The 13,575-nt window shown below is 56.4% G+C and carries 13 protein-coding genes; 9 read left to right on the top strand and 4 right to left on the bottom strand.

What is annotated here, in order from left to right; genetic code table 11:
- Positions 1 to 62: 62 nt before the first annotated feature.
- Both SH421x_RS03325 and metF read left to right on the top strand, forming a co-directional pair.
- Positions 63 to 1,310, top strand: a complete 1,248-nt coding sequence (locus SH421x_RS03325) for a putative sugar nucleotidyl transferase (protein ID WP_488853970.1) — start codon at positions 63 to 65, stop codon at positions 1,308 to 1,310.
- Between the two features lie 13 nt (positions 1,311 to 1,323).
- Entirely contained in the window at positions 1,324 to 2,205 is an 882-nt protein-coding gene (gene metF / locus SH421x_RS03320; protein WP_488853969.1) for a methylenetetrahydrofolate reductase [NAD(P)H], read from the top strand.
- A 108-nt stretch (positions 2,206 to 2,313) separates the two neighbouring features.
- On the opposite strand, the gene SH421x_RS03315 is transcribed toward metF, so the two are convergent.
- Complete coding sequence (locus SH421x_RS03315) at positions 2,314 to 2,679, bottom strand: hypothetical protein (RefSeq protein ID WP_488853968.1); 366 nt, start codon at positions 2,677 to 2,679, stop codon at positions 2,314 to 2,316.
- A gap of 104 nt (positions 2,680 to 2,783) precedes the next feature.
- Positions 2,784 to 3,557, bottom strand: a complete 774-nt coding sequence (locus SH421x_RS03310) for a YceH family protein (RefSeq protein WP_488853967.1) — start codon at positions 3,555 to 3,557, stop codon at positions 2,784 to 2,786.
- A 150-nt stretch (positions 3,558 to 3,707) separates the two neighbouring features.
- On the opposite strand from SH421x_RS03310, the gene SH421x_RS03305 reads away from it, so the two are divergent.
- The 3 genes from SH421x_RS03305 (at position 3,708) to SH421x_RS03295 (ending at position 6,349) form a co-directional block, all read left to right on the top strand.
- Complete coding sequence (locus tag SH421x_RS03305) at positions 3,708 to 4,250, top strand: type 1 glutamine amidotransferase domain-containing protein (RefSeq protein WP_488856409.1); 543 nt, start codon at positions 3,708 to 3,710, stop codon at positions 4,248 to 4,250.
- Complete coding sequence (locus SH421x_RS03300; RefSeq protein ID WP_488853966.1) at positions 4,247 to 4,630, top strand: VOC family protein; 384 nt, start codon at positions 4,247 to 4,249, stop codon at positions 4,628 to 4,630. The genes SH421x_RS03305 and SH421x_RS03300 overlap by 4 nt, the downstream gene beginning before the upstream one ends.
- A 144-nt stretch (positions 4,631 to 4,774) precedes the next feature.
- Positions 4,775 to 6,349 (top strand): NAD(P)/FAD-dependent oxidoreductase, encoded by a 1,575-nt coding sequence (locus tag SH421x_RS03295; RefSeq protein ID WP_488853965.1) that lies wholly within the window; start codon positions 4,775 to 4,777, stop codon positions 6,347 to 6,349.
- Between the two features lie 33 nt (positions 6,350 to 6,382).
- On the opposite strand, the gene SH421x_RS03290 is transcribed toward SH421x_RS03295, so the two are convergent.
- Complete coding sequence (locus tag SH421x_RS03290; RefSeq protein WP_488853964.1) at positions 6,383 to 7,207, bottom strand: purine-nucleoside phosphorylase; 825 nt, start codon at positions 7,205 to 7,207, stop codon at positions 6,383 to 6,385.
- Between the two features lie 204 nt (positions 7,208 to 7,411).
- Complete coding sequence (locus SH421x_RS03285) at positions 7,412 to 8,245, bottom strand: purine-nucleoside phosphorylase (protein ID WP_488853963.1); 834 nt, start codon at positions 8,243 to 8,245, stop codon at positions 7,412 to 7,414.
- Between the two features lie 266 nt (positions 8,246 to 8,511).
- On the opposite strand from SH421x_RS03285, the gene SH421x_RS03280 reads away from it, so the two are divergent.
- The 4 genes from SH421x_RS03280 to SH421x_RS03265 all read left to right on the top strand — a co-directional run bounded on the left by SH421x_RS03280 (position 8,512) and on the right by SH421x_RS03265 (position 13,448).
- Entirely contained in the window at positions 8,512 to 9,255 is a 744-nt protein-coding gene (locus SH421x_RS03280) for an SDR family oxidoreductase (RefSeq protein ID WP_488853962.1), read from the top strand.
- A 473-nt stretch (positions 9,256 to 9,728) separates the two neighbouring features.
- Complete coding sequence (locus SH421x_RS03275; RefSeq protein WP_488853961.1) at positions 9,729 to 10,781, top strand: DUF1559 family PulG-like putative transporter; 1,053 nt, start codon at positions 9,729 to 9,731, stop codon at positions 10,779 to 10,781.
- 105 nt (positions 10,782 to 10,886) lie between these two features.
- Positions 10,887 to 11,207: a hypothetical protein gene (locus SH421x_RS03270; RefSeq protein WP_488853960.1), complete on the top strand. Its 321-nt coding sequence runs from the start codon at positions 10,887 to 10,889 to the stop codon at positions 11,205 to 11,207.
- Between the two features lie 111 nt (positions 11,208 to 11,318).
- Complete coding sequence (locus SH421x_RS03265; RefSeq protein ID WP_488853959.1) at positions 11,319 to 13,448, top strand: hypothetical protein; 2,130 nt, start codon at positions 11,319 to 11,321, stop codon at positions 13,446 to 13,448.
- Positions 13,449 to 13,575: the final 127 nt, after the last annotated feature.

Raw genomic sequence — 13,575 nt, 5'->3', positions numbered from 1 at the left:
TGAAAAACGGTGACCTACCCGCACTTCACTGCGGTTATCTTCAGGGAATGAATCCCTTGCCCATGAATATCGTCCTATTTGAAGACTCCGGCGTCGCCAAGCTTTATCCGATCACGGTCGGCCGGCCGGCTTACGCCATCACCTGTGCCAGCTACACGCTGGTCGATCTATTGGCCCCTTGTAGCGAAACAATCCGCGGGGTAGTTCGCCCCCATCTGATCGAGCTACAAAGATGCGATCGCCCGGCGCTGCATCAAACTGCGCTAGAGAACTCCCAGCCAACTTTGCTGCTGAACGCCAGCATCGCGCCGACTGCCGCCAATCGACAGACGCTGGTCAAGTGGGCCGCTGCGAAGACGCCGGGGGCAATCTATAGCGGGGATCGTCTGATCGCTGCTCTGCTGCCGGCCCAAGCTGCGCTTCCCAGTCGCGAGGCCAACGCTTATGAACTGCGTGACTATTTCAGCAGTTCAACCATCACCCAACTGCCGACCGCCCAACACAAGCTCACCTGGTTCGCCTATCCGCATGACGTGGTCCAGGCCAACCTGGATACGTTCACGGCCAATCTCGAACTTCGCCTGCAAGAAGGCGCCTATCACGAACAACAGGACGGAGTCTACTTGGCCGGCGCGGCCAACATTGGCCAGCATGTTGTCTGGGACTCGTCGACCGGGCCGATCATTGTCGAGCCAGACGCAACCATCGGGCCCTACTGCTACATACGGGGGCCGGTTTATATTGGACGAGGAGCTCGCCTGCTGGAACATTCGGCGATCAAAGATTCGGTCTCGCTTGGCCATACGACCAAAATCGGCGGCGAGGTAGAAGCAACGGTGATCGAACCTTATTCCAACAAACAGCATCATGGTTTTTTGGGGCACAGCTATTTGGGTAGCTGGGTCAACCTGGGCGCCGGCACTTCCAACAGCGACTTAAAAAATACCTACGGCAACGTGAAGATGGAGTACCGCGGTGAGAAGGTCGCCACGGGGATGCAGTTTCTGGGGGCGATCGTCGGCGACTACGCCAAAACGGCGATCAACACCGGCATCTTCACCGGCAAGACCGTCGGCGTTTGCAGTATGCTGTATGGCTTTGTCACGACCAATGTCGCGAGCTTCGTCAACTATGCTCGCTTGTTTGGTCAGGTGACCGAGATGACCGCGGACGTGATGATCGCGACGCAAGAGCGGATGTTCCTGCGGCGCAAAGTAACGCAGCGCGCGTGCGACATCCAACTGATTCACGATATGTATTTACTGACTCAAGACGAACGGCAGCTAGCCGGCGAACCGCTGGCTCTTTAACCGAAGCACGATTATGAATCTCGCAGACTATTACTCGCCGGGTCGACTCGGCCTCTCTTTTGAACTGTTCCCCCCCAAGACCGACAAGGGGGACGCATCGCTGATGCAGCATGTCGAAAAGCTGATGCAGTTCAAACCTGACTACATCACCTGCACCTATGGCGCCGGCGGTTCGACCCGCGGCAAGACGCTGGATATTGTCCAGCAGGTGAAGCAGGCGTTTGACGTGCCGGTTGCTTCGCACCTGACGGTGGTCGAATCAACCGTCGACGAACTCCGGCTGTATCTGGCCGAAGCAAAAAGTCGCGGTGTGGATTACATCGTCGCGCTGCGCGGCGATCCCCCGCAAGGCGAGCAAAAGTTCCGCGCCGCCGCCGAAGGCCTCAGCTACGCCAGCGAACTGGTCCAACTGATCAAGGACGAGTTCCCCGAGTTCGGTGTCGCCGTCGCCGGCTATCCTGAGAAACATCTCGAAGCGGTCTCGTTCGACTTTGACATCGAACGCTTGAAGCACAAAGTTGATTGCGGCGCCGACATCATTATCACGCAGCTCTTCTATCGCAATCAAGACTTTTACGAATTCCGCGAAAAGTGCGCCGCCGCCAACATCAACGTGCCGATCATTCCCGGCATCTTTCCGGTGGTCAACGCGGCCCAGATCCAGCGGATCGCCACGATGTGCGGCGCCAAGTTCCCGCCGGCGTTGGTCGAAGCGCTGCAGAAAAAACCGGAAGACACCGACTATCACCTACAAGTCGGCGTAGAATTCGCAAGCAAGCAAATCGAAGACCTCACCGAAGCCGGCATCTCTGGCCTGCACTTCTACGTGCTCAACCGGTCAGAATCAACCGCCGCGATCCTAGAGAACGTGCAGTACGCCAAAAGCCGAACCTAGAACTGCGTGCCACGGCTCTGTGAGCCGTGTGCCCTGCTATGTGCGCTGAAACAAAAACAGCCCTGCGTGAAATCACGCGGGGCTGTTTTTGTTACAGAGGTAATAAACTCACGCACTTTGAATGTGCGTCACCAGAATCTCTGCAGGCCACATCGAAAAGTGTCCGCACCCGGCCAAGATCGAACCTTGAAAACTCGGATCTGGTGCGGATAGCAAGCCCTGCACAATAACATGCCGAGAATCAAACTGAGCGAGCTGCCGCTCGTCCATCTTTAAGGCCAACAAGTCAAAATTAACCCAGATACGGGATGCATACGATCCTCCAAAAGCATGACCCTCTCTCCGTTCTAACTTAGGCAGATGAATCAGCTCTGTCCCTTCAAACTCCAATAACAAGAGACCGAAGATCGCAGCTTGCTGCCCATTTAAATCGAGCACGCGGTCAATCGCATCATTGACGGAGATGACATTCATGTCGGTAACGCTAAGCAAATCTGAAATGGAATTCGACGTCTCCGCCCTTCAGCACGGCTCACAGAGTCGTGGCACTCATTTGCTTTCGCTGGCCGTCTTAATGCCTAACTCAAGTTCGACCACAGATCCTCAATATCCTTCTTCATCTTCCCCATCTCCCCCTTCAGATCCTCAATCTCTTTCCGCAGTTCTCGCACCAATGGGCTCTCATTGGGCCCATCGGTCGCTTCGACTGCCGGTCGAGCTGTCGGCACGGCCGTTGCGCCGGTTTGACCAACGGGATGGGCTTGAACCACCGGGCGCTGCGCAGCCGGGGTGGTGATCACCGCGCCGCCGCCGAACTGGCGGCGTTGATCTTCCATCTCGCGTTCGGGGAACAGTCCGTGCGTAACGACTTGGCCGCGCCCCTCAGGCGTTAGCGCCACGACCAGTCCTTTTTCCATCAAGCCGCGCAAGATTGGCTGCAAGGTCGCCATGTCTGGAATCCTCCCCATGCGGCCCGCACGTCCGCGGAGGTCACCGACCGTTTGCGAACCGCGGAGCAATAGCTCGGCCATGATCGCTAATTCGTTTCCTTCGCAGCCGAGCCAATCTTTCATGTAATGGCGAAACTTGACGACGCGACCATCGCCGTGGACTTCGGCCACGGCGCCCATCTCGCGCAGTTGCTCGAGCGCTTCTTCGATATCGTCGGTATCCAGATTCATTTGCGGATCGCGGTTGCTCTTTTGATTCGAGCCGGTCGTCAGCGCGTTCAGCGTCATCGGATATGCGTCAGGCGTGGTCTTGGCCTTTTCGATCAAGACCCCCAAAACACGGCGCTGAATCGAGGTCACAGGGCGCCACTGCTTTTCGCCGCCAGAGTTTTCATTGTCCACGGGGCCCAAGCTCCTTCTTATCGGGTTGCAGATTCTCGTCACGCCGCAGAATAGTGCGCCGCGAAAGTTGGTGCAAGTCGACGCATGGCCAGACGATTGTTCGCGCGGTACAAAGAACCTTTTCCCCCGCAACAACTACCCGAGGATGCGATGAACGCAAGCAAGCCGCTGACCGGCAAACGGATCGTCATTTTCGTCGGCGATATCTACGAAGACCTAGAGCTGTGGTATCCCCACCTGCGGTTGATCGAAGCGGGCGCCGAGTCCATTTTGGCCGGCCCCGAAGCCAAAGTCACCTACGCCGGCAAGCATGGTTACCCCGCCAAAAGCGATGTCGCAATCGCCGATGTGGATCCCAGCAAGTTTGACGGCGTGATCTGCCCCGGCGGGTTCATGCCTGACAAACTGCGCCGCGACGACAAGGTGAAGGAGATCATCCGCCATTTCGATCAAAAACAACAACTGATCGCTGCGGTTTGCCACGGCGGCTGGATGCCGATTTCGGCCGGCGTTTATAAAGGAGTCCGCACCACCGGTTCGCCGGGGATCAAAGATGACCTGATCAACGCCGGCGCTACCTGGGAAGATGCATCGGTCGTCGTTGATCGGCATCATGTCACCAGTCGCAAGCCGGACGATTTGCCCGACTTCTGCGTCGGGATCTTCCAGGTATTAACCGGCAGCCAGCAATGAGCCTGGCCCACTTCACACTAGCGACGCGGGACGCCGAGACGACCGCGTCGTTTTTTACGCAGATCTTTGGCTGGTCGCGGATCAATGTGCCGGGCAATACCAACGTGCTGGCGATCTGGCTCGACATTGGCCAGGATCAGCAGATGCACGTGCTGCAGATCGAAGGATTTGAAGTTTCGCCGTGGGAGCGAGAATTTGGCCGGCATTTCGCCTTTTTCTTTCCGGCCGCCGAGCTGCCGCACATCCGCGCTCGACTGGCTGCGGCCGGCGTCGCCGTGATCCCGCCGATTCGAGAAACGCCGTTTGAGCGTTTCTTTTTTCAAGATCCCAACGGCTATATGTGGGAAGCGATCGACGGCGATCACTTTGTGCGAGAATAACCTTTGCACCGGTTGTAGCGAAGAAGCTGGGGAGCCGCGACAAAAATTTGACCTACTCTTTACCGAGTTCGCGCAGCAACGGCGAACAATAGAGAGTGATTAAATAAAGTCCCCACCTTCATTCGATGAATCAGGCTACACCCCATGGATCGCCCAACAGCCGTAATTATTGGCGCCGGACCTGCCGGCTTAACCGCCGCCTACGAACTGTTGACGCGGACTAAAATCAAGCCGATCGTGCTGGAAATGTCCGACATGGTTGGCGGCATCTCGCGCACGATTAACTACAAGGGGAACCGCATCGACATCGGCGGGCACCGCTTCTTCTCGAAGTCGGACCGCGTGATGGACTGGTGGGTCAATATGCTGCCGATCGAAGCAGGCGCCGACGCCAGCTTCACCATCAAATATCAAAATCAATCGCGCGATATCGCGCACAACGGCCAAGGCGCCGATCCCGATCAGATTGACGATGTGATGCTGGTTCGCCCTCGCAAGAGCCGCATTTACTTCCTGCGGAAGTTCTTCGACTATCCGATCTCGCTGAGCATGACAACGATCAACAACCTGGGGCCGATCCGCATGGCCAAGATCGGGACCAGCTACATGCAAGCGCGGCTCTTTCCGATCAAAAACGAGCAGAACCTCGAGCAGTTCTTTATCAATCGCTTTGGGAAAGAGCTGTACCTGACCTTCTTCAAGTCCTACACCGAAAAAGTCTGGGGCGTGCCGTGCGACGAAATTAGCGCCGCTTGGGGAGCCCAACGCATCAAAGGGCTCTCGATCACCAAAGCGATTATGCACGCGGTCAAAAAACCGTTCCAAAAGAAAGACGTCAGTCAGAAAGGGGTCGAGACCTCGCTGATTGAGCAGTTCCTGTATCCCAAGCATGGCCCTGGTCAAATGTGGGAAACTTGCGCCAAGAAAGTAGTCGAGCTGGGCGGCGAACTGCATCACGGCGTCAAAGTCGATCAGTTGCATATCGAAGGGGACAAGATCCTCGGCGTGACGGTCGTCAACCAACAGGGCGAAAAACGCCGCATCGATGGAGACTATGTCTTTTCGACGATGCCGGTCAACGAGCTGATCCGTTCGATCGATAGCGAAGTTCCGGCCAATGTCAAAGAGGTCGCCGCAGGCCTACAGTTCCGCGACTTTATCACCGTCGGCATGTTGGTCAACAAGCTGAAGATCAAAGAAAACACACCGCAAGGCGAACAACTGGTCCGCGACAACTGGATCTATATTCAAGAACGCGATGTACTGATCGGCCGTCTGCAGATCTTTAACAACTGGAGCAAATACCTGGTGGCCGACCAAAATACGGTCTGGATGGGCCTGGAGTATTTCTGCTACGAAAACGACGACCTTTGGAACAAGTCAGACGAGGAGATGGCCGAGCTAGGCAAAATGGAATTGGCCAAAATCGATATCATCGACGAAAACGAAGTGCTGGACGCGACCGTGATTCGCGTCCCCAAAACTTATCCCGCCTACTTTGGCACTTACGATCGATTTAGCGAAATTCGCGAGTATGTCGACAAGATTAACAACTTGTATCTGATCGGCCGGAACGGGATGCACCGCTACAACAACCAAGACCATTCGATGCTCGCAGCCATGACCGCTGTCGATAACATCTGCGCCGGCTCGACCCAAAAAAACAATGTCTGGGACGTCAACACCGAGCAAGAGTACCACGAAGAAGCGAAGAAATAGTCTTCGCTAGACACAGCTAACAGATCTTGCGGATCACGCTTCGCGGATCACTTCACGCACGATCCGCCGCAACTTTGGCTCGGCCCCTTTGGCGGCATTGACCACATCATATTTGCCGACGCGTCCCAGATCGTCCGGCAGGCAGACATTCGTCACCGTCGACAGCGCCAAGACCTTTAAGCCGCATTGCCGCGCGACAATCACCTCAGGCACAGTCGACATGCCAACCACGTCGCCGCCGATGCTGCGCAGAAAGCGATACTCGGCCCGCGTTTCGTAGTTTGGTCCGCTCATCGCAACGTAGACCCCTTGATGCACGCGAATCTCTTCACGACGCGCGATCTCGGCTGCGCGGTTCAGCAAGCAACGATCGTAGGGAGACGACATATCCGGAAACCGCTCAGCCTGCTTCGCTTCGCCCGCATGCCCTTGCAGGGGACTGCGCCACATCATGTTGATGTGATCTTCAATCAGCATGATGTCGCCTGACTCATAGTAAGGATTCATCCCACCTGAGGCATTGCTAACGACCAACAGTTTGGCGCCCAGCGCCTTCATCACGCGCACCGGCAAGGTGATCTGATCGAGCGAGTAGCCCTCGTAAAGATGAAAGCGCCCTTCCATCACCAGGACGTCAACGCCAGCCAACTTGCCGCCGATCAATCGCCCTGCATGGCTCAGTGCGGTTGTTTTGGGAAAGTACGGCAGGTCGTCGTAGTCGATTGACGCTTCAACATCGATCCCTTCGGTCAGACTTCCCAAGCCGGTGCCCAGAATCACGCCCGCTTTGGGACGACGATTCCAACGGCGGCGGACCGCGGCGGCAATTTCCTCTACTTCAGCAGACAGTCGAAACAAATCCCGGCCTCTTCCTTAGCACGAAATGCTGTCGCACAAAATGTGAAATTGCGCCCATCGAACCAGCTAGACACTAGCCCGCAGCGCCAGCGAGGGAATGCGGTTGGTGACTCCAACAAGGATTGTAGTGGCGATCCGCATTCCCTCGCTGGCGCTGCGGGCTAGTGTTGAGCCTGATGGCGACTTCCAAGTTTTAAGCAAACGTTAACCTTCGGCTTGCACGCGAGCCAATACACCCTTGACCAGCGTACACAGTCGCGGCTGGGCTTCGTTGGCGGTCGCGATAATCTCGGCGACGTTGGCCGGCTTCAAAGCGTCAGGCAAGCACATGTCGGTAATGATCGACATCGCGACTACTTTCATCCCGCAATGCACTGCGACAATCACTTCCGGCACGGTCGACATGCCGACTGCATCGGCGCCGATCTGGCGGAGGAAGCGATACTCGGCCCGCGTTTCTAAGTTGGGGCCGGCGACCGCGACAAAGACTCCCTTGTGCGCGATGATATTTTCCTGCCGAGCGATTTCTAGCGTCATGTCGACCAGCGAAAGATCGTACGGTTCGCACATGTCGGGAAAACGGGGCCCCAGGCGATCGTCGTTGATCCCAATCAGCGGGTTATCTCCCAGCAGATTGATTTGATCCTCGATCACCATGATGTCGCCACAGTGAAAATACGGATTCATTCCACCGGAAGCGTTGGAGCAAACCAGCAACCCAGCGCCGAGCGCCTTCATCACACGAACCGGCAGCGTGATCTGCTTCAGCGAGTACCCTTCGTACATGTGGAAGCGACCCTCCATCGCGACCACCGGCAGTCCATTCAACGTGCCGCAGACAAGTCGACCGCGATGGCTAACCGCCGTCGAAGAAGGAAAGTGGGGTATTTCTTCGTACTCGAGTGAGGCTTCGACTTCGATTTCCTCGACCAATCCGCCCAAACCGGTTCCCAGAATGATGCCGGCGGTCGGGACTTTGTCCCATTTCTTGCGGATCGCGGCGACCGCTTCTTCGATTTTGTCGAACAGGTCGAGCATGACCGATACCTCAGAAGACGTGCAAAATTTCGTGTCAGAGTCAGCCTCCGATTATGCGGATTGCCGACTCCGCCACAAGTAGCGGCCAACAGGCGGGCCGCCTCCCTAGGCATACGGGCAAACAGCCGATAGTTGATACGAAAAGTTTTTTCCGCCAGCGCGAATCCCGGCCGAGTCGTCGGCATCGTAGGTAGCAGACAGACGGACAATTCAACAAAACATGTTTGACGCGCTCGCGTTTTCCTTTTCCTTCCAGGAACAGTCCAATGAGTTTCGATGTAAACGGCAAAGTTGCTTTGGTTACCGGCGCCAACCGGGGAATTGGCAAAGCGATCGTTGAATCGTTGCTCTCGCATGGCGCCAAAAAGGTCTACGCCGCGGTTCGCGATTTGAAGTCCGCCGATTCGTTGGTCGCCCAATATGGTGATCGCGTCGTTCCGGTCGAAGTTGACTTGCAGAAGCCGGCCACCATCACCGCCGCGGCCCAAACTGCTAGCGATGTCGAACTGGTCATCAATAACGCTGGCGTTTACGACGGCAAGTCTCCGCTTTCACCGCAAGCGATCGAGTCTCTCCAGTTTGAACTGAACGTGAATGTCTTTGGCTTGATGCATATCGCTCAAGCCTTCGCCCCGGTCCTAAAACAGAATGGAGGCGGCGCATTTGTGCAGCTAAACTCCGTCGTCTCGATGAAGACATTCGGCAGTTCGGCAACTTACGCCGCTTCAAAGGCGGCTGCCTACTCGATTACCCAGGGACTGCGAGAAGAGCTAGGCGCCCAAGGGACTGCCGTCGTGAGCGTTCATCCCGGCCCGATCGATACCGACATGGCCAACTCCGCCGGCTTTGGCGATATGGCCGAACCACCGACACTGGTCAGCGAAGGGATCATCGACGCTTTGAAGAAGGGGGAATTTCATGATTTCCCCGGCTCGATGGCCAAACAAATTGGCGTCGGATACGAAAGCTACGCCAAGAATTTTATCGAAACCAACCTGGCCGAAGCGTAAGCCGAGGCCCCCAAGTCAATCCTCCGCGAAAGGACGCCTTCTTCCCCCAGGCGTCCTTTTTTTGCGCTATCGCGGTTGATCACTACTTCCTCCAAGGGGGCTCGATACTGGGAGCTTCTGAATTTGGGGGGGCACAAATGGTCAGCGAAAAACCTAACAATATGCATTTCAATAATGGAAGTTCAAAAACAGAAGTCCTCGACGACAGGCAAACACCCCTCGACTGACTACACAGCAGCATCAGCCAATAGCTCTATGGGGTGTTCGCCCCTCGTTTCTGGCCATTTTTGCTGACAATTTCTGTATTGGCATCTACCAATCCCTGCAAGTCAGATAGAATACAACGTACACCTTTTTTATGGCTTTTTTGTCAGGCCATCCCACCCAAACCCCACCAAGCACGCGTATTGCCTGAACTTAAAATTCAGCATTCGCCCTCTACGTATATTTACTCTTACCAGAGCTGAGGCCCCATGCGCTCCTATGTTTTCTCTGCTCGACGCCGCGGTTTTACGCTGGTCGAGCTTTTGGTTGTGATTGCGATCATCGGCGTGTTAATCGCACTTCTGTTGCCAGCAGTCCAACAAGCTCGCGAAGCGGCTCGACGGATGCAATGCGCCAACAACCTGAAGCAATTCGGCTTGGCGATGCACAACTACCACGACACCCACAAATCGTTTCCGCGAGCGAACTTTAACACTACCGCCTCGGGAACCAATTCGTATTGGGGCTGGAGCGCACATGCTTGCATGCTGCCGTTTTTTGAGCAAACTGCGATCTACGACGAGATTGACTTTTCGTTGACCGCAAACGGCGGCGGAGCAGGCATCACCAATGCAGCGTTGCTAAGAAACCGAATCGAAGCGTTTCGATGCCCTTCCGATCAAGGCCCAACCGACCTCAATGGCGGCGGCAATAGTTATGCCGTCAGCGCCGGGCCGAGCCTGTTCTGGGGGAATGTCGCTGCGGTGACGGAAGCGCACCAAGTTGGCGTCTTCAATTATCGCAAAGACGTTCGCATGGCCGATATTACCGACGGCACAAGCAATACCATCGCCGTAAGTGAGCAAATCGCCGCCGGCAACGACAGCGGCGCTTCTCTGTTGGCCGAAACCTGGGGCCCCGCCACCTTTGGCTCGAGCGTGAACCCCTCGTATCCGACCCTCGCCCAGTTGCAAACATTGTCGACTTCCTGCACCGCGCTGGTCAATCCGTCTTCAACCTCAGGCTCCATTCATCGTCGCTCTTCCACCAAAGAAGAGCTTCATTGGGGACAAGGAACCGGCGGTCAAACCGTCTTCAATACGATCTATACGCCCAACTCGAAAACCCCCAACTGCGCCGCATGTAGCGGTTGCTGGTCAGGCGACAACGTCGGCGTGTGGACCGCTCGCAGCCGACATCCCGGCGGCGTCGAAGGCTTGCTGGCCGACGCGTCGGTTCGCTTTTTTTCCGATACGATCAACGCTCAAACCTGGCAATATCTCGGCGGTCGCAATGACGGCAACGTCATCAGTCTGGATTAAGTTAGAAGCAAATTCCAACTTTCAAGAGCGTCGGCCGCTGCTGAGCGGTCCGACGTTTTTTTTACGGATCATCTTTATCATGCACCTGCTAGTTGAGGAATTCCCATGTGGATCACCCGCATCACGTTGATTGTTGTTCTCACGACGACCTGGGGCTGCGGTCCCCAAGCGATCGCTCCGCCAGATCCTTCGCTCAAAGCGTTTGCTGATCGCGTCGCGCTGGTCGCTCAGTCAGGCGAAGGAGGGAGCGGATTGGAAGGACTAAAATTCTCGATGGAGGCGTTGCAGGCTTCCTCGCCAGAATTGGCTAGCTCGATCGAAAAAGATTACAAAGCAGTCATGACCGCGCCCAGCGACGCCAAACGCAAGACCGCGGCCATCGCTCTGGAGAAAAAGCTGCAAGCGGCTCAGTCGACGCCCCAATAGCAGGCACACTTCGCGAGCGGGGGCAATCAACCAAACGCTGGAGGTATTTTCCTCTGGCTTGTAGAATGAGCGACGCTAGTCGTTTCTCTTCTCCTCTTCGTTGGCCCGCTTATGAACCGTCTCGCGCGCTGCTTCTGGATCGGCGGGCTTAGCTTGGCCGCAGTGCTGGCGGTTCGCCTGGTTTGGATCGCAAGCGTCACGCCAACCGCCTGGTATAGCTTGCAGCAACAGTGGCGACCGGCGACCCTGGATTGGCTGGTGCAGCGTGAAACCCCAATCGCATCCCGCATGCCGATTGATCAGGCCAATTATTGGTTGACGGAGATTGATCGAATCGTCCGGGAAAATCCGACCGACGCCCAATTGGCGATTGGCGCCGCGATGGTTCTGGACACGCAGGGGGAGGATTTCTGGCAGCCCTATCGCGTTCGTTTCCACGGCCCGGTGCGGGAAATGAGGGACCAATTCGAGATGCTCTGTTACCAGCGACGCTGGAAGCTGATCCAACAAGCGGTAGCGCTAGAACCAGAAAACGCGGAGTGGCGACGCTTGCAGGCGCTGATGCTGATTCGCCCTGGATCGTATTGGTCCACAGACGATCCGCCGCTGGCCCAGATGCAGGACTGGCAGTCGGTATTGGATCAATGCGCCCAGCATGATCCGGGCAATGCGCTCTATCATGACATCGCGGCGATCCTTGCTTGGGATCACGGATTCGAAGACTGGACGATCAGCGGCGTGCCTAAGATTGTCGATCAACAATCGTACGATCAGGGAATGCGAGAGTTCGAACAAGGCCTACAGCTCCCGCTGAAGACGACAGGCCCTCGATTGGGCGAAGCGAAAATCGCGTTCTTGGATCAGACGACTCTTTCCCCATCCGATCGACAACGAGCGTTGGCGCACGACCCGATCAGAAAACGAATCCACTTCATCTTCCGAGGCCTGTTCGACCGGCATGATTTGCCGAAGTATCCGCTGTTGGATCCACTCGCGTCACCAGGCATATCGCTCACGCCTGCCGAACAGCAATCGCAGTTGCGGAAAAATGCCGAAGCCTCGCTGGCAAATCTGCGGCGCGATATGCGGCTGCGCGAGCAGTGGGAGGAAACGCCGGTCGCATTGGTCGATCTGGCGGCGCCACCTACGCAATTAGAAATTGCGATCTTTCGCATGCTGAATATTGCGACAGGAAGTCCCAGCCCCTTTTCGCCTGACGAACAAGAGGAGTTGCTGCAGTTCTACGAAGCGGAGTTGCGCCGCAATTCGCTCCATCTCCATCTCCAACTCCAACTCCCGAACAACCGGCAGCCGTCGGCCCCGGGCCACCAACTGCCTGCCATGCGTCGCCGCCTAGCCGTCGACGCCTTCGCCATGTTGATTCCGCCGCTGCTTCTGATCGCACTCGGCGGATACTTCGCGAGCCGAAAACTGTCGGAGACGACTCCGCTGGCTGGACCAATCGTATCGCTCCTCTGTTTCGTGTTGGCCGCCGCGGCCCTCTTTGCAGTCTACGGGATGGGAACTGCGTACATCATCGATCAAGTGGTCCTCTCCCGCACCATGAGCGTCTTGCTGTTCATCGTTCCGACGTTGGCTACCGTCTTCGTATCCATCCTGTACATTCGTCGGCATGGCGCTCCTTTGACGCGGATCCAGTTTCTGCTCTTGCTGTTCGGTATCGGGCTCGCGCTGCGGTTTATCATTCCAGCGACCGTCAACATGGACGCTTGGGTGAATTGGGCATCGTATTGGGCAACGCCTGACCAGCATCCGCTCTTGGACTATTGGTTGCAATTACTCGAGCGGTTCGGCGATTGGAACGAAGCCCTCGTGCAGTGGCTAAGCTATGGCGGACCAGCGCTAACCATCGTGTCTTGGGCGATTTTACTTGCGGCGGTCGCCTGGACGAAACTAGCAATCAAGACGTCAGCCGCAGTACCCTGGACGCTGCGTGAGATGTTCTCAGCGATCTTGCGAACGCTAGGCAAACGGGGGGCCGAACTGGCGCTCGTCGCCACGATCTGCTATTTGCTGGCGGCGCCATGGACGCTCGATATCGCTCAGCGGGATGAGCAGTTCTGGCGAAACGTGGCGGTCCATCCTGCCGCCGACCTGGAAGCAAAACGGCAAAAGATTCTTGACGATCCCACCTTCACGCAGTGGCTTGATCAACATGTAGCGGGGAACGTTGCTCCGCTGAAAAAGTCGCTTCAAAATCGGCCAGGCGAATCGCAATAGGCGCTACGTCGGCAACCACCCGCGCAGCAAAAAGGGAAGCCCTTAGTAGAGCTTCCCTTTTTCATTGCCAATCAAGGCAAGCGTAGCGCACCGTAGCCGTTTGGCTATTGCCGGCTTCCGACCCGTG

This window comes from Blastopirellula sp. SH421, assembly GCF_057808535.1.
The sequence above is the reverse complement of the archived record's forward strand: the minus strand, read 5'-3'. Positions and strand labels throughout refer to the sequence as shown.